15 protein-coding genes are annotated in these 16,901 nt (G+C 56.7%); 14 read left to right on the top strand and 1 reads right to left on the bottom strand.

The genetic code is table 11. From position 1 onward, the window contains the following. Positions 1–215: 215 nt before the first annotated feature. On the bottom strand, positions 216–1,298 hold the full coding sequence (corA, locus tag ACZ46D_RS08080; protein WP_464926946.1) for a magnesium/cobalt transporter CorA: 1,083 nt from the start codon (positions 1,296–1,298) through the stop codon (positions 216–218). A 274-nt stretch (positions 1,299–1,572) separates the two neighbouring features. Here corA and ACZ46D_RS08075 point away from each other — a divergent pair, with 274 nt between their 5' ends. The 14 genes from ACZ46D_RS08075 to nrfD all read left to right on the top strand — a co-directional run bounded on the left by ACZ46D_RS08075 (position 1,573) and on the right by nrfD (position 16,689). Then, positions 1,573–1,968: a flagellar export chaperone FliS gene (locus tag ACZ46D_RS08075; protein WP_464926945.1), complete on the top strand. Its 396-nt coding sequence runs from the start codon at positions 1,573–1,575 to the stop codon at positions 1,966–1,968. A gap of 116 nt (positions 1,969–2,084) precedes the next feature. Beyond that, positions 2,085–2,693 carry a DUF116 domain-containing protein gene (locus tag ACZ46D_RS08070; protein ID WP_464926944.1) on the top strand — a complete coding sequence of 203 codons (609 nt, stop codon included), beginning with the start codon at positions 2,085–2,087 and terminating at the stop codon, positions 2,691–2,693. Between the two features lie 162 nt (positions 2,694–2,855). Further along, positions 2,856–4,736 (top strand): hybrid sensor histidine kinase/response regulator, encoded by a 1,881-nt coding sequence (locus ACZ46D_RS08065; RefSeq protein ID WP_464926943.1) that lies wholly within the window; start codon positions 2,856–2,858, stop codon positions 4,734–4,736. Between the two features lie 231 nt (positions 4,737–4,967). Continuing rightward, complete coding sequence (locus tag ACZ46D_RS08060; protein WP_464926942.1) at positions 4,968–5,318, top strand: cytoplasmic protein; 351 nt, start codon at positions 4,968–4,970, stop codon at positions 5,316–5,318. Positions 5,319–5,347: 29 nt separating this feature from the next. Further along, positions 5,348–6,133, top strand: a complete 786-nt coding sequence (locus ACZ46D_RS08055) for a sterol desaturase family protein (RefSeq protein ID WP_464926941.1) — start codon at positions 5,348–5,350, stop codon at positions 6,131–6,133. A gap of 49 nt (positions 6,134–6,182) precedes the next feature. Continuing rightward, a complete protein-coding gene (locus tag ACZ46D_RS08050; protein ID WP_464926940.1) occupies positions 6,183–7,004 on the top strand; it encodes a rhodanese-like domain-containing protein in 822 nt (273 codons plus the stop codon). Between the two features lie 40 nt (positions 7,005–7,044). Then, positions 7,045–8,625 carry a PAS domain-containing sensor histidine kinase gene (locus ACZ46D_RS08045; RefSeq protein ID WP_464926939.1) on the top strand — a complete coding sequence of 527 codons (1,581 nt, stop codon included), beginning with the start codon at positions 7,045–7,047 and terminating at the stop codon, positions 8,623–8,625. A 42-nt stretch (positions 8,626–8,667) separates the two neighbouring features. Further along, on the top strand, positions 8,668–10,455 hold the full coding sequence (locus tag ACZ46D_RS08040; protein WP_464926938.1) for a sigma-54 dependent transcriptional regulator: 1,788 nt from the start codon (positions 8,668–8,670) through the stop codon (positions 10,453–10,455). Positions 10,456–10,832: 377 nt separating this feature from the next. Continuing rightward, positions 10,833–11,048, top strand: coding sequence for a hypothetical protein (locus ACZ46D_RS08035; protein ID WP_464926937.1), 216 nt, complete (start codon positions 10,833–10,835; stop codon positions 11,046–11,048). Between the two features lie 67 nt (positions 11,049–11,115). Then, entirely contained in the window at positions 11,116–11,424 is a 309-nt protein-coding gene (locus ACZ46D_RS08030) for a hypothetical protein (RefSeq protein WP_464926936.1), read from the top strand. Positions 11,425–11,664: 240 nt separating this feature from the next. After that, positions 11,665–13,476, top strand: coding sequence for an ATP-dependent zinc metalloprotease FtsH (gene ftsH / locus ACZ46D_RS08025; RefSeq protein WP_464926935.1), 1,812 nt, complete (start codon positions 11,665–11,667; stop codon positions 13,474–13,476). A gap of 430 nt (positions 13,477–13,906) precedes the next feature. Beyond that, positions 13,907–14,440 (top strand): cytochrome c3 family protein, encoded by a 534-nt coding sequence (locus ACZ46D_RS08020; protein ID WP_464926934.1) that lies wholly within the window; start codon positions 13,907–13,909, stop codon positions 14,438–14,440. 55 nt (positions 14,441–14,495) lie between these two features. Beyond that, positions 14,496–15,422 (top strand): 4Fe-4S dicluster domain-containing protein, encoded by a 927-nt coding sequence (locus ACZ46D_RS08015; RefSeq protein ID WP_464926933.1) that lies wholly within the window; start codon positions 14,496–14,498, stop codon positions 15,420–15,422. A gap of 16 nt (positions 15,423–15,438) precedes the next feature. Then, positions 15,439–16,689, top strand: coding sequence for an NrfD/PsrC family molybdoenzyme membrane anchor subunit (gene nrfD / locus ACZ46D_RS08010; RefSeq protein ID WP_464926932.1), 1,251 nt, complete (start codon positions 15,439–15,441; stop codon positions 16,687–16,689). Positions 16,690–16,901 lie beyond the last annotated feature (212 nt).

Here is a 16,901-nt window from a genome sequence, read left to right as displayed (position 1 = left end):
ACAAACTGAACTATTCGCCACAGGTTTTTAAAAGTTTTTTACGGTCGCGGAAGCAAGCGCTCTTTCTGGCGCCATGAGTCTCCTTATCATTATATCATAGGGGAATGACGGGGAAGCACAGGTATTTTTCCAGAAAAATTATTAGGTAAAATGGCGGCATTCACCCGGATAATTTCGGCCCATCTTTCGATAGGGTTTTTGGGGTTGCGGGTTTTTTAAAACCATTTCTTCTTTTTAAAATAGATCAGCATGGTGATGGCTGTCCCCGCCATCAGGAAGAGGGCGAAGGGGTAGCCGAAATACCAATTGAGTTCTGGCATGTTGAGGGGGCTCTGGCTGGTGTTGAAATTCATGCCGTACAGCCCGGCGATAAAGGTGAGAGGAATGAAGATCACTGCGAAGATGGTCAGCACCTTCATGACCTCATTCATCCGGTTGCTCACCGAGGAAAGATAGATGTCGATCATGCCCGAGATGATGTCGCGGAAGGTTTCCACCGTGTCGAGCACCTGGATGGTATGGTCGTAGAGATCCTTGAGATAGACCCGGATCGATTCCCCCATGAACGCGGTCTCATCCCGTTGCAGCCCGTTGATGACCTCCCGAAGCGGCCAGACCGATTTGCGGAGCAGGATCATCTCCCGTTTCAGGAGATGGATGGCCTGGAGGGTGTCCGGAGAAGGCTCGGCAACCAGTTCCTCTTCCAGCTCCTCGACCTCCTCGCCGATTTTTTCCAGCACGGAAAAGAAGTTGTCCACCACCCTGTCGAGCAGGGAATACAGCAGGTAATCGACTCCCATTTTTCGGGTGCGCCCCTTGTTGTTTTCAAGGCGGACCAGCACCTCTTTGAAAATGGAGTCGTCTTTTTCGTGAAAGGTGAGCAGGTAGCGGGAGCCAAGCACGAAGCTGATCTGCTCCATGCTCATCTCTTTGGTGGCGTCGTCATAGTTGATCAGGTTGATGACCAGGAACAGATAGTCTTCATAGTGATCGATCTTCGGACGCTGGCCGGTATGGAGAATATCTTCAATGGTCAGAGGATGCAGGCCGAAACTGAGGCAGAACTTGTCCACCGCCTCGGCGTCATGCAGGCCGTGGACCCTGATCCAGGTATTGCTGGGGGTTTCTTTCAGCAGATGGAACTCGTCAAGCCGGACCGGGGTGCTGAGGGAAAGGCTCTCGGCATCGTAATCGACCATGTCCAGACCGAATTTTTCCGTTACTTTTTTGCCGATGAACACGGGGCTGCCTGGAGGAAGCCCGGCTTTGCGTGAGGAGGTTTTGACAAGCTTGAGCATCGCTGTTTCCGTAAAGTGAGGATGGTTTTCTTGGGGGTTTGCCCTGTAAAGGGAAGTCCACTGTGTAGTTGAAACAGGATACCATATCCGGCGGCTTTCCGTGAACCCCATTGTCCGCCGGCCCGAATATCTCCCTGGCATTTTAAAAACGGGGAAGATTTTTTTCGCAAAAGACGCTATGGAATCCGGGTCTGATATGCGAGGATGAAAAGTAAACGGGGAAGGGAAAAGGTATTTGGAAAATTCCCTGGCAGAGGCAAGGAAAGAGATGGGGATGAAACAGCCCGGCCCGCAGTATTTGAAAACCATGGTTGAGACCGCAAGTCCGGTGGGCAACATCATCGCCTTGTACGAGAAATGTCTGTTTCACCTGACCAGTGCGCGGGAAAGTCTTGTTGCCGGGGATATTGCCCCCAAGGCGGAAAACCTGCGCAAGGCCATGGATATCCTCTTTTATCTGGACAATGCCCTGGATCTTGCCGACCAGGAATCCGCGCAGCCGTTGCACGAGAGTTACCAGATGATTCTGGCTCAATTGAGTCTGGCCAACAGCGGAAATTCGTCGGAAGCACTGGCTCTGGCCGAGAAATGGCTGGCCGGCTTGCTGGAGGCCTGGGGGGGTATTGCCTCTGGCCGCGGAAATCAGGGTCCGGCGGGGCCGAGTCTCTGAAAACTGTCTGCGGAGAGGAGATAGTGTGGTAAGTTGAGCCTGGTAGGGCTGTTGAAGATTCCCGTTGTTCGGCATCTGCATGGGCCGCAAGAAAAAATTTTACCATCATTGAGATCATGACCTTATCCTTTCCCTCTTGGCTGACCCTTCCCGTTTTGGTTTTTTTCTACCGGCCCCTGGCCCGTTTTTTTCCGAAGATGGACAAGGATGCCTATGTCCGCAAGGTCGTGGCGGCAGGGAATCGCTTTTTCCGGCAGAGATTTGTCCGGACACCTTACGCCGAAAGGATGCTTTTTTTGCCCTACTGCCTGCGGGCAGAAGGGTGCGTCACGGTGATCGACCAGGAAAAAGGGTTGTTGTGCCCGGATGATTGTCGCATCCCTTGCCGTCTGCGGGAGATGCGGGAGATGGCTTTGTCCTTGGGTTACCTGGATGTTTCCATCGTGGTGAGCGGCAGGCTGCACAAAAAAGACGGGGTGCTCCGCAGCCGGGATTTTTTGGTGCGCCGGATCGGACAGCGCCAGCCGCGCGCGGTGCTCGGCTGCCTCTGCACCCGTGACCTGCGGGAGAAATATCTGCGCTCCGCCAATGTCTCGCCGGAGGGCTCCCTTGGGGGGCACGGGCTCAAGGTGATCCCCCAGGTGTGTCTGCTGAAGGACTGCAACTGTCGGCAAAGCTCCGTAGACTGGCAGGAGCTTGAGGCGCTCATTCGGGCCCAGGACTAAAGATGTCCTTGCCTTGTGCTCCGGAAACCGGGAAAAAAATCGCAAGAAAAAGAAAAGGTGTGGGTCCAAATTCTCGCCAAACGGCAAGGCGCAGGGTATCTTTATTAAGAAAGCGCCTTACGGTCAGAGCATTATCAATCGAATACGAAAGTTGGATGCAGCGTGGACAATCAAGAATTAAACACACTCTTTAAGCGCATTGTTGATACGGCAAACGTGGAGTTTTATTTGTTCAACGCCGAGGGCGGGTTTGTTTATGTGAATCAGGCCGCAGCCAAAAACCTTGGCTATTCCGAGGCAGAGCTTCTGGCCTTGAACCTTGCTGACATCGATCCGGCGTTCGGTCCCAAGATCGGGCAGTTCTGGCCCGAGTGGAAAAGGCAGGGCAATCTGCACCTGGAAACCATCCATCGGACAAAGAGCGGGCAGATTGTCCAGAAAGAAGTCGATGCTGTCTGCGTTACCCTTGGCACATCCGAGTATATCTGCGCTTTTGTCCGGGATATCACCGAGCGCAAGCGCATGGAGACGGCCCTGCTGGAAAGCGGGGAGCAATACCGCGATCTTTTTGAAAGCGCCAGCGATCTCATTCAGTTCGTCCGGCCGGATGGCAGCTTTCTCCGGGTCAACCCGGCCTGGCGGGCCACCTTTGGCTATTCGGAGGAAGAGGTCGAGCAGCTCACCATCTTTGATCTCATCGACCCGGACTGCACGACTCACTGCCTGGAGACCTTTCAGCGAGTTCAGGAACAGGGACGGGTCGACAGGATAGAAACAGCCTTTGTCGCCAAAAACGGCGACAAGATTATGATCCAGGGCGCTGCCAGCTGTCGCTACGAAAACGGCAAGCCCCAGTTGACCCGCTGCATTTTCCGTAACGTCAGCGAGGAAAAAAAATTGCAGGCCCAATTGCTGCAATCCCAGAAACTGGAGGCCATCGGTCGGCTGACCAGCGGGGTGGCCCACGATTTCAACAACCTGCTCACCACGATTTTAAGTTACAGCGAGCTGTATTTGCGGCGGCTACCGGCCAGTGACCCGTTGGCGGAAGCCCTGCGCTCCATCCGTGATGCCGGCCTCCGCGGCGCGGCCCTGACCCGCCAGCTGCTCACCTTCAGCCGGCATCAGGTCGTGGATGTGCGGGTTATCGACTTAAACAGCGTTGTCTCGGAGGTAAGTGCCATGATCCGGCGGCTTATCCATCCCGGCATTCATTTTACCGTGGAGACCCAGCCCGGCGGGCAGGGACGGATTCTGGCCGATCAGCACCAGATTGAGCAGGTGTTGTTGAATCTGGCCATCAACGCACGGGATGCCATGGCGGACGGGGATGTCTTGACCGTTTCCTGCGTGGAGGAGGTTCTGGAGCAGAGCGAGTTCTCCAACTTCGGCGAGATTGCGCCGGGACGGTATGTGGTCCTGGTGGTGCGTGACACCGGGGCAGGCATGAGCAACGAGGTGCAGGAGCATATCTTCGAGCCATTTTTTACCACCAAACCCCAGGGCAAGGGAACGGGCCTCGGGCTGGCCACGGCCTACGGCATTGTCAAGCAGCATAGCGGCTACATTGTGGTGCAGAGCGAGCCTGGCAAGGGAACCACCTTCCGCTTGTATTTTCCCAGGGTGGAAGCTCCGGTGGCATCTGCGGTGGCGGGTGTGGCTCTTGAGGTATTGCAGGGCAGTGAAACCATTCTCGTGGTTGACGACGAGCCGGAAATCCTTGCTGTTATCCGTCATTCCCTCGAGGCCATAGGCTATACCGTGCTTACCGCGGCATCTGCCGAGGAGGCTTTGCATCTGGTCGAAGAGGGTGAAGAAAAGATAGACCTCCTGCTCACCGATGTGGTCATGCCGGGGATGAACGGGCACGGACTGGCCGCCAGGGTGCAGGCGGCTGAGCCCCGGATCCGGGTGTTGTTCATGTCGGGCTACACCGATTCCATGCTCGAAGAACACGGCGTTTCCCGGACGCACGCCAATTTCATCAGCAAGCCGCTTTCCCCAAGTGAACTTGCCATTAAAATCCGCAAGGTGCTGACTTAGTTTCGTTGGCTAGAGCTGCCAATCCGGCTCCAGCCTCCCCCGCAGCAGCCCCGTCTTTTTTAAGTGACCTCTGGTGGCCCTGCGCCCTCCCCGGCAATACCGCGCAAGACTTTCTTCGCTCGAGATGGAACATGATTTTTTCCGGTTTTTTGGAAAAAACATGGTAGTTTTTCGGGAGAAGCAGAGGCCCTATCGCATCATCTCAACTGCTGTGTCTGAACGGAGGACGCCATGGAACAGAAGATAGTTATTGTTGCCTTTGCCGGAGAACCGGCCTGTTTTGCCCATGCCCTGCTGAACGGTTTGGATATGCGGGCCAGGGGCTGGGATGTCAAACTCGTTATCGAAGGGAGGGCCACGGCCCTGATTAAAGAGCTGGCCGAACCGGACGTGCCCTTTGCCCCTCTCTACGATAAGGCGAAAAAGGCCGGGCTTATTGACTGCGTCTGCCGGGCCTGCGCCAACAAGATGGGGGCTTTGGCCGCAGCCGAGGCGCAGGGCTTGCCCCTGGCCGACGAGATGCAGGGGCATCCTGCCATGGCCCGCTATCTGGAGGCGGGTTATACGGTGATTACCATATAGGAAAGTAAACAGGTTAAGGAGGAGTTAGTATGGATCTGTATGCAGCCAAGCCCTACCTCTATTGGGGCGGAGTTTTTATCTTTCTGCTGAGTGAACAGTTTTTTTCCTACCGGGAACCCACCGTCCCCCGCGCCAGGCGCTGGCTCGCCAATCTGCCGCTCTCCATCATGAACGGCACGATCTACCACCTCTTGTACACCAGTGCCATAGTCGCCCTGATTTTCGCCGGGCAGGAGAAAAATACCGGCCTGCTCAATGCCTGGGATTTGCCCGAGTGGTTCAAGATTGTTGCCTCCATCCTGATTCTAGATTTTTTCATTTATCTTTGGCATCTGCTCACCCATGTGCTGCCCTTCCTCTGGCGGTTCCACCGGGTCCACCACAGTGACCTGAACATGGACGTGACCACGGCCAACCGTTTTCACTTGGGCGAGTTTCTTTTCACCGGCTTGATCCGGTTGGCGGTGATTTATACCTTCGGCATTCCCCTGACTGCTTACATCCTGTTTGAGATTTGGGTGAACCTCTCCGTGCAGTTCCACCACAGCAGCATTCGGGTGCCGGCTTGGTTTGAGCGAGGGTGGGTGCTTCTCTTTGTCCCGCCTTTTTTGCACCGCATCCACCATTCGGTGCGGATCAAGGAGCGGGATTCCAATTACGGGGTGATCTTTTCCATCTGGGATCGGATGCTGGGCACTCTGATCACCGAGGTGGAACAGGAGAAGATCGTCATCGGCATCGGTTCGCACCGGGAGATCGAAGAACTGGGATTCTGGGGGCTGCTGGCGCTGCCCTTCAGGCGCAACACCCCGTGAAGGCAAGATAGATCATCGCGGCGGGAAATAGACAACAAGGGGGTGAGCAATGAACTGGAAGAATCTGTTTGTGCCGGGCAAGGATTTCAGCGTGGCCCAGGCCAAGGAGTACATGGAGACGCGGGGGGCGGATGCCTATCAGCTGCTGGATGTTCGCCAGCCCAAGGAGTACGAGGAGGGGCACCTGGCCGGGGCCAAACTTATTCCGCTCAAGGAGTTGCCAGGAAGGCTCGGTGAGCTGGAAAAGGAGAAGCCGGTCATTGTCTATTGCGCCGTCGGCGGCAGAAGTAAGGCAGCGGCCCAGCTGCTCGCTGGCAAGGATTTTGCAAGCGTTTACAATATGGCCGGGGGCATCAAGGCCTGGCAGGGGGAGCAGGCCCGGGGGGGAGAAGAGGCAGGGCTGGAGTTTTTCACCGGCCAGGAAGAGTATGAGGATGGGGTGAGTCTGGCCTATGCCATGGAGGATGGGTTGCAGGAGTTCTACCACCGCATGGCCGAGCGGGCGCAAGATGACGAGGCCCGCCAGCTCTATACCCGGTTGATGGGCTTTGAGGATACGCACAAGGGTCGGCTCCTTGCCGAATACCGCCAGACGCACGGGCCAGAGGCAATGCCGGGCAAGGGGGTGGCTGGAATCATGGAGGGCGGCGGCAGGGTGGATGATTTTTTCGCCCAGGCTGATGTCCGTCTGCACAGCAAACGGGATATCCTGGAATTTGCCATGGCGTTAGAGACCCAGGCCCTGGATCTTTACAGCCGCATGGCCCAAAAGAGTGAACAGCCGGAGGTTCGGGCCTTTTTTCTGCGCCTGGCCGACGAGGAAAAAGCGCATCTCGCCTACCTGGCCGAGGCGCTGGATAAGATGTTGTAAACGTAAGGGGGCCGCGCGGCCTTGGAAACAAAACAGGTGGATGATGGGAAACAAAAAGCAGCAGTGCGGAGAGGCCAGGGACGAAGAAATCAAGGCCCTGCTTCACGCCAATCAGGAGTTGCAGCGGGAGCTTGACAAGCGGCGGCAGACCGAGGCTCGGCTCGCTCGGGAGCTTGCCCAGGCCGAGCTTACCTTGCAGGTTATTCCCAGCGCCGCGGTAAGCCTTGACCTGAACGGCAAGATCACTAGCTGGAACAACAAGGCCGAACGGGTCACCGGCTTCAGGCGGGAAGAGGTGTTGGGCCACGCCTGCGATATTTTTGTCCTTCCCCCCTGCTCGCAGGAGTGCGGGGCTTTTGTCGATGAGCAGGGGAACCCCCTTATGGGCAAGGTCTGCCAGATCAAAACCAAGGACGGCAGGGTGCGGAGTGTTGCCAAAAACACCGATCTGCTGAGGGACCCGGACGGCAAGGTGAGAGGGGCGGTGGTGACCTTCAAGGATATCACCGAGCAGCTGGAAATCGAGTTGCAGCTTCGCACCGAGCGGGACAAGTTCCGGGGGATTCTCTCCGCCCTCGACCAGGGCATGCACATCCTCAACCGCGATTATGTGATCGAGTACCAAAACGAGATCCTGCGTCGGACCTTTGGCGACAAGATCGGCGAGAAATGCTATGAGGTTTATAAGCAGCGCGACAAGCCCTGCGAGGTGTGCCGCATGCACGCCGCCATCGAGCGCAACGAGATCCAGCGCACCGAGGAGATCATGTCTGACCGGCGCCATTATGAGCAAAGCTATGTGCCCTTTGCCGATGTCGATGGCCAGACCAAGGCCCTGATCCTCCTGCGGGATGTCACCGAGGAAAAGATGTACCGGGCCGAAACCATGCGGGCCGGGCAGCTTGCCTCCATCGGCGAACTGGCCGCAGGCGTCGCCCATGAAATCAACAACCCCATCAACGGTATCATCAATTACGCCCAGGTACTGCTCGACGACTCGAGCCAGGTGTCGCTGGAGGGCGAAGGCGGCCATCCGATCCAGCGGGAGATGCTCGACCGCATCATTAAGGAGGGAGAGCGGATCGCCTATATCGTGCGCAATCTCCTCTTTTTTGCCCGGCAGCGGGAGGAGGAGGCGGAGGTGGTCTCAATCGAGGCGATCATCCACGATTCCCTTTCCCTGATCAAGCACCAGCTTCAGAAAGACGGGGTGAGTATCCACACCGATATCCCGGAGGACCTGCCGACCATCCGGGTGCATCCGCAGCAGTTGCAGCAGGTTTTTCTCAATCTGCTCAGCAACGCCCGCTACGCCCTCAATCAACGCTATCCTGGGCGGGACCCCGGCAAAAAGGTGGAAATCCGTTGCCGGGCCGCACAGGGCCAAGGGGGCACGGTGCTCAGAACGGAAATCACCGATTATGGCGCAGGAATACCGCCGGAGCTGCTCACCCAGATTTTCGAGCCGTTTTTTTCCTCCAAGAAACCGGGGGAGGGGACCGGCCTGGGTCTCTCCATCAGTGCCGGTTTGGTCAGGGATTTTCAGGGAGATCTCCGGGTGGAGAGCGAACTGGGCGCGCAAACCACCATGATCGTGGATCTGCCCGCTTATGAAGAGTGAATCGCGTAACGTATTGGGCATTGGCGTGCCAGGGGAGCACTAATGATCGATTTGGACAAATCAGAGACCAGGATACTGGTGGTGGATGACGAGGAAAGCCTGCGGCTGACCTTTCAGATGTTTCTTGGCCGTGAGGGGTACGGGCCGGTGCTGACCGCCTCGACCTTTGAAGAGGCCTTGGGACTCATTGAACAGCAGACCTTCGATCTGATCATCAGCGACATCGTCATGGAGGGAGCCTCGGGCATCGACCTGCTGCGGCGGGTGCGGGAGCTGGGGTTGGAGTGCCCGGTGGTCATGGTCACCGGCTATCCCAACATCAACACCGCCTCCGAAGCGGTGCGGTTGGGCGCCTTCGACTATCTGGCCAAGCCGGTGAAAAAGGCCGATCTGTTGCGCACCGCGCGCATGGCCTTGCAGCAGTATGGACTCTGGAAGGAGAAGGAACGGTTGACCGAGGAAAAGGAGCGCTCCCAGCAGTATCTGGAGACGATTTTCCGCAGCGTCCGGGACATGATCATCACCGTTGACCATGACCTGCGGGTGGTACAGATGAATGATCAGGCCAAGAAATGGGCGGCAACGCGTATGCCCGGTCTTGCCATTGGTACCAGTCTGGAGGAGGTGGCCGATTCCTTTGCTGTGTTCGCCACGGACGCGCAGAAGGTTCTGGAATGCCGGGAAGCGGTGCGTGAACATCGCATCGAAGCCAATCTGGAGACCGGCGGCCATGTTGTGTTCCGTCTCAGCGCGGCGCCCCTGGAAAGCCAGCAGGACAAGGGTTTCCTCGGCGTGGTGCTGGTGTTTCGCGATGTGAGCCGGCTGGAGGATCTGGAAAAGCGGGGCAAGCGCACCTACTTTCACCGGCTGGCCGGGGTGAGCCGGGCCATGCAGACCGTGTACACCCTTATAGAAAACGTCGGCCAGGTGGACACCTCGGTGCTGATCACCGGAGAATCGGGGACCGGCAAGGAGCTGGTGGCCGAGGCCCTGCATGCGGAAAGCCCGCGACGGGACATGCCCCTGGTGAAGTTCGACTGCACCTCCATCCCGGAAAATCTCATGGAGTCCGAGTTGTTCGGCCACAAGAAGGGCTCTTTCACCGGGGCGGATCGCAACCGGGAGGGGCGGATTCTCCAGGCGGACGGCGGCACCCTGTTCCTCGATGAGATAGGCGATATCTCGCCGCTCATGCAGCTGCGGCTGCTGCGCTTTCTGCAGGAACGCACCTTCTATCCCGTAGGCGAGGACAAGCCCGTCACCGTGGATGTTCGGGTGGTGGCCGCCACCAATGCCGATCTGAAGCAGAAGGTCCAACGGGGAGAGTTCCGGGAGGATCTCTACTACCGGCTGCGGGTGATTGACATCACCTTGCCGCCGCTCAGAGATCGGCAGGGTGACCTGCCCATTCTGGTGGAGCTGTTCCTGGCCCGCTTCAGCAAGCGATTGAACAAGAACATCACCGGCATTTCCGATCAGGCTTTGCAGCTGCTTGCCGCCTACCGCTGGCCGGGCAATGTCCGTGAGTTGGAGCATGTGGTGGAACGGGCCTGTGTGCTGTGCGCGGACGACACCATCACCACCACCAATCTTCCGGAAGAGGTGCGCAGCGGTGGCCGCGCCGCTGCGGCAACACCTGGGGGGGCTGGGTTTGAAACCGTGGCTGTCGCTGAGACCCCCGGCACAGCCCCGGTCTCGCAGGAAAGCGAGAAGGCGCACATCCTCGACATCATCGCCCAGACCGACGGCAACAAGGCTAAGGCTGCCCGGCTGCTTGGTATTGACCGCAGCACCCTGTACCGAAAAATGAAGGCATACGGCCTGGAATAGCAGAGTGTTGCACCTGCAACACTCTGCCACACATGCTACAGCAAAAGTGTGGCGCCACAATCCGCGGCGCCACACTTTTTGTTTTTGTTCCTCCCTGTCATCCCCCCGTTGTGGATGTTCCCCGGCCATCTCCGAAAAAATCTCATAACATCACGATATTAAAAGATTTATTTGCCTTCTGATCGGCTCTGCCACCCCTTCTTCCCTGCGCAGAGAACGATTTTTTATTTCCTTTGTAATCGAATAGTTACAGCCGCGTGTTGGAAAATTCCCCCCTGTTTCCTGGGTTGTGTTGGCACACCCTGTGCAATGTCTCCTGATCAAACGAGATCAACATCGTGATAAGAACGAAAAAACAAAATCATAGGAGGCTCACCATGAAGAACACATTGCAGAAACAAGGACTCGGTCTTGGCGAACTTGATCAGGAAGCAATCGGTGAGGGAATCTCCCAGGCAGGTGTGGCAGTCATCCTTACCCTGGCAGCATTGATCGGCGTATGGGGCATTGCCTGCCTGATCGGCGGGATGAGCACCATGGGTGGGGTTATGGAGATGGGTCGCAGCTGGCTTACCGCAGTAACTGGGATGTAACAAGCTAAAAACAAGATTGGGATCATTCAAGATCATAGAAAAACAGAATTCAACAAGGAGAAGCATCATGGCACAGGCAACAGCAGAAAAGAAGGGCGCAGGAATCTTCATGGCAATAATGGGCGGCATCGGCGCAGCCGTCGGGTTGTGGGCGCTTGCTGCCTTGAGTTTCAGCCTTTCCAAGGTGGGCTTGAGTGAAGTGGCGCGGCAGTACATGGTGGCCATCGGCCTGATCAGTGAGCAGGCCACCATGGTGGATTTTTACACCCACATTAAAGGCGTGGAGTACCTGGTCTGCCTCGCCTTCTTCGCCGCGTTCCCGGTATTCTTCAAGTATGTCAACACCCCGAAGGTTACGGTTCCCGGCCAACGCTGATTAGGAGCCGTGCGGATGCTTTGTTCTTTGAAGCATCCGTTACGGCACTTGATGCCGTTTTACGGCTAACCTTGTAGTACCTCCCTCTAAGCCCGGATTCGTCCGGGCTTTTTTTTGCCGTTTTTTCTTGGGAACTGGCAGGCTGGCAAAGCTGCATGGTCCGGTTGTTGCAACATAATGTGTTCAGTTGCAACAAGGCAGTCACTCTAAATTTCATTCATCCTTTCCAGGAGGGAGATCGTGGCCAAATACGTGCGAAATTATCTGCTGCTCATGCTGGCGGCAACCCTGGCCGTTGTCGTTTACAACGTCTGGATCGTGGAGAACCGGTCGCCCATGCTTGAGTATTCCAGCTTCCTTGCCAAGCTGGAAAATAACGAGATCCGGGAGGCGCTGATCCGGGGCCAGGAGATTACCGGTACGGACAGCTACGGCCAATCTTTCTCGACCTATGCCCCGGACGTGCCGCAGCTTCTGCCCAAGCTTGAGAAGAAGAATGTCCGCATCTCCGCCAGGGCACCCCAAGGGGCTTCGCCTTTCTGGACTTCCACCTTTCCGGTTCTCCTGCTCATGGGTGGTTGGATGTTCTTCATGCTCCGCAGTCAGAAAGGCGGTGGCAGCAGCGGCTTTGGCAAGAAAAAGATCGCCATGGACCCGGACAAGGCCCGACGAGTGACCTTTGATGATGTGGCCGGCATTCCGGAGGCAAAGGAAGAGCTGGTCGAGATCGTGGAATTCTTGAAGGATTCCAAAAAGATCACCCGGCTCGGCGGCAAGATCCCCAAGGGGGTGCTGCTGCAAGGCCCACCGGGAACCGGGAAAACCCTGCTTGCCAAGGCTATTGCCGGTGAGGCGGGGGTTCCGTTTTACAGCATCAGCGGATCTGACTTTGTCGAGATGTTTGTCGGGGTCGGCGCCTCGCGGGTGCGGGATCTTTTCGCCCAGGCCAAGAAAAGTGCGCCCTGCATCATCTTTATCGATGAAATAGACGCGGTGGGCCGTAGCCGTGGGGCTGCCGGGGCCATGGGCGGCCAGGATGAGCGGGAACAGACCCTCAACGCCCTGCTCGTGGAGATGGATGGGTTTCAGAGCGACCAAACCGTCATCATCGTAGCGGCGACCAACCGGCCGGATGTTCTGGACCCTGCCTTGATGCGGCCGGGGCGGTTCGATCGCCAAGTCACCATCATGCCCCCCGATGTCAAGGGGCGGCGCAAGATCTTGGAGGTGCATTCCCGCAACGTGATGATGGACCCGGACGTTGACTTGCAGGTGGTGGCTCAGTCCACGCCGGGCTTCACCGGTGCCGAACTTGCCAACCTCATCAACGAGTCCGCCCTGATGGCGGCGCGCAAGGGCAAGGCGGGCATCCAGCTCAGCGATATCGAGGATGCCAAGGACAAGATCCTCATGGGTGCCGAAAGGACGGGGTTGGTCATCAGCGAACAACAGCGCAAGGTCACGGCCTACCATGAAGCCGGGCATGCGATCATTGCCAAGGTTCTGCCCAACACCGACCCGGTGCACAAGATCACCATCATTCCCAGGGGGCAGGCCATGGGCGTGATGCAACAGATGCCCATTGATGACCGCCACGCCTATTCGAAGGAGTATCTGACCAACCGGATCACCATCCTGCTTGGCGGTAGAACATCGGAGGAAATCATTTTCAATGAATTTTCCACCGGAGCCAGCAACGATTTGCAGGTGGCCACGGATATCGCCACCCGGATGGTCTGTGAATTCGGGATGAGCGAACGGCTCGGGCCACGGGCCTTTGTCACCCCGGATCAGGGCTTTCTCGGCCTCGGTGCGCGGCAGCGCCCCTACAGCGAAGAGATCGCCAGGGCCATTGATGAGGAGGTCACCAGGATCATCGCGGAGTGCTATCAGGAGGCGATCATTGTCTTGGAAGGGCGGATAACCTTCCTGCATAAGCTGGCCGAGGTTCTTCTGCTCAATGAGACCATTGACGCGGAAGAGGTTGATATCATAGTGACCTGCCCCAAATTGACCGAAGAAAACAAAGCGCAAACCGGGTTATCCCGATAGGCAAATGTTCCATTTGCTGCGCCACCTGTCGCATGCAACACTTCTGTAGCGCCACATGTGTTGCATGCAACACTTCTTTCCTGCATCGCACCTTGCCATCGCAACGGAAAAATAGTGGGTGATGATTTTTTTTTTTGCCCCTCGCATGACACCCTCTCCCAGCCTGCAATTATCCAACCCAGTTGTTTTTAATCGGTAGTCCCTTTTTTCGCAGCCCTTGCGCTTTCTGTCTCGGAGTGTGGCGTCAGTGTTCATGCACTTTGAGACAAGGCTTGGCACAGGATGTGCTTAAGCAGATGCTGGAATACTCGGAATCCCGCCGGAATGGAGTTTGAAGCCCAGGTCTTGGCGGAGAGAATTCCCTTGCCGCACTGATAATGCAAACCGGAGTTTGTTTTTTACGAGATTACTTTTTTACAAGGAGAGCAACATGGGAGGAAGAAAGAAAACACTCTTGGGGATGGCGGCGCTTATGCTCCTGACCGCACCCCTGGCCGCGCAGAGCTGGGCCGCAGAAGGCCCTGGCACGGTGGAACTTGGCAGCCTGGCAAATTATTATTCCGCAGTGACCTTTGATCATGCCATGCATACCGGTGTGGCACCAAGCTGCGCTGAGTGTCATCACCACACAACCGGGCTCGCGCCCACCGATCCGAACTGCGCCCGCTGCCATGAGGCCGGGGCAAAAGCGAAATCGGTGGCCTGCAAGAGCTGCCATTCCGACAAGCGCTTTTCCGCGGAAGACCTGGCGAAAATCGAGGGGAATCCGCAGTTGCACCACAAGGGGAAGCTTGGCCTGAAAGGGGCCTATCATCAGAAATGCCTTGGCTGCCATACCGCCATGGGCGGACCAACCGGCTGCCAGGATTGCCATACCCGTAACGACAAGGGGGACGCCTTTTTTAATTCGGGTAAATATGCCCCGGCTCCTGGCGCTTCCGCCGGGCATGGCGGCGGTCATTGATTGAAGATCTCAGAGGCTTAGAAGTTACGCTGAAACGATATCAGAGGGTTACATTATGAAAAAGTTGAACCGCAGAAGTTTCTTGAAAGGCGGCCTGGCCGGTGGCGCTGCCATCGCCGCCGTCGGGACAAGCAAACAGGCCGTGGCCGGAACGCATAATTTTGGCGGCTACCCGGACAGCATGGGCGTGCTTGTTGATCTCACCAAATGTGTCGGCTGTCGGACCTGCGAAGCCGCCTGCAACAAAGAGCAGAATCTTCCTGCACCGGACAAACCATTCGACGACCCCTCCGTATTTGAGGAGAAGCGCGAGGGTGGATTGCCGCGAAGGACAACGGAAAAGGCGTATACCGTGGTGCAGAAGTATGATGTGCCGGGCCGGGAACACCCGTTGTTCCGGAAGGTGCAGTGCAATCATTGCAACGAACCTGCTTGTCTGACCTCTTGTTTTGTCAATGCCTACAAGAAGACGCCGGAAGGCGCCGTTATCTACGATAAAACCGTGTGTGTCGGTTGCCGGACCTGTATGGTCGCCTGTCCTTTCTATATCCCGGCCTACAGCTACTCCAGCCCCACCAATCCGGTGATAAAAAAATGCATCATGTGCTACGACACCCGCCTCAAATTCGGCCGGCCGCCGGCCTGTGTCGAGGCTTGCCCCCAGGAGGTCATGACCTTTGGCAAGCGCAAGGATCTCCTCAAGCTGGCGCACCAGCGGATCAGCGATAAGCCTGATGCCTACGTGGATCACGTGTATGGCGAAAACGAGGTCGGCGGCACCGCCTGGATGTATCTCTCCGACGTGCCCTTTGACAAGATCGGCTATGACACCCATCTGGGAACCCAGCCGATCATCAGTTATGTCAAGGAGTTCCTTGGGATGGTGCCGATGGTTCTCACCATCTGGCCTGCGCTCTTTACCGGCTTCCATTTGCTGAGCAACCGGAAGGACGCAACGAAAAACGAAGAAAATAAAAGCTGAGGAGAGGTGGAAGACGATGAATAGCTTAAAATCACAAGGGTTCGCCCCTGTTGTCTCCGATCTCAAAAAAGATGGGAGTGAGTGGACCGTAAAAGAGAAGATCATGCTGGGGCTTTCCCCCAAAGAGTACTGGGCGGTTCAGCTGCGCAACCCGTTCAACTGGGTGCTCTGGGCCATTTATGCCATCGGGTTGCCGATCCTGGTGGGGCGTTTTATTTTTGGCTTGGGTTGGGTAACGCATTCCTCCTATGACTACCCCTGGGGGCTGTTTCTGGGCTGGGGTCTGTTCACCATGGTGCCGCTTTCCGCCTCCGGCTTCATGATGGGAACCACGGTGGAGCTTTTTGGCCGTAAGGATTTCAAGTCCATCGAGCGACTCGGCCTACTGAACGGACTTCTGGGCTATCTGTTTGCGGTCGTGTTTCTGCAGGTGGATCTGGGCCAACCCTGGCGTTTGATCTACCCCATGTTCGTTTCTCTGGGACCGGCGGCGGTGCTGTTTCTCGTGGCCTGGCATGTGGCCACCTATCTTACCTGTCAGGTGGCGGAGCTGGTGCCGGCATTCTCCGAGTGGATGGGCTTTCCCAAGGCCAAGAAGTTTATCAAGAGCATCGTCCTCGGTTTGACCATTGCCGGGATCATCCTTTCCACCCTGCATCAGGGGGCGTTGGGCGCGTTGTTCACCTATGCTCCGGGCAAGGTGCATCCGCTCTGGTATTCCTCTCCGTTTCAATGGCTCCATTTTTTCGTGTCCGCGGTGTTTGCCGGCTTGTCCATGCTCATTGTGGTCAGTACCCTGACCAAATGGTTCATGCGCTGGCGGTGTGATGAAAATTATCTGAGCAACCTCAGCAAGCTGACCCTGGGTCTGGCCAAGGGCGCTTCCATGGCCTTGATCACTTATCTGGTCATCAAGATCATCGGGATTGCCCACGACAATAACTGGGCGTATCTGCTCACCGGCTGGGGAGCCTGGTTTATGTTTGAGATGGTGGTGGGGGTCATCCTGCCGCTGATTTTCTACACCATGGCGGTGCGGAACAGCAACGCCTCCTTGGCCCGTTTCGCCGCGATTCTGGCGGTGTTTGGTATTGCCTTGAACCGGTTGAATACGGCGCTCATTGCCTTCAACTGGCAACTGTATCGGGAAATCCCCCACTGGCGTGAATTGGTGATCGTCTTCACCGTCTATGCCACCTACATCGTGGTCTATCGGGCGGTTCTGGCCAGGATGCCGATTCTCTACACCTGGAAGGAAAAGAAGTAATACTGCGTCAGTGATGAAAAATGGCAGGGCCGGGTTTCCGGCCCTGCCGCAACTCGCAACTCCGGGCTGACTGAAATGTAAAGGTCCAGCAGCACCGCATCTGCTTTGTCATCGGCCTATTCGCATAGAGGGGCTATAGCGAACAGGCCTCCTTCGCGCATCTACGGCACTGCTGAACGTTTACAGGCCGGGGATAGTGGCAAGTGTTTAGC

It is taken from the genome of Thiovibrio sp. Mzg5, from assembly GCF_055379285.1.
The sequence above is the reverse complement of the archived record's forward strand: the minus strand, read 5'-3'. Positions and strand labels throughout refer to the sequence as shown.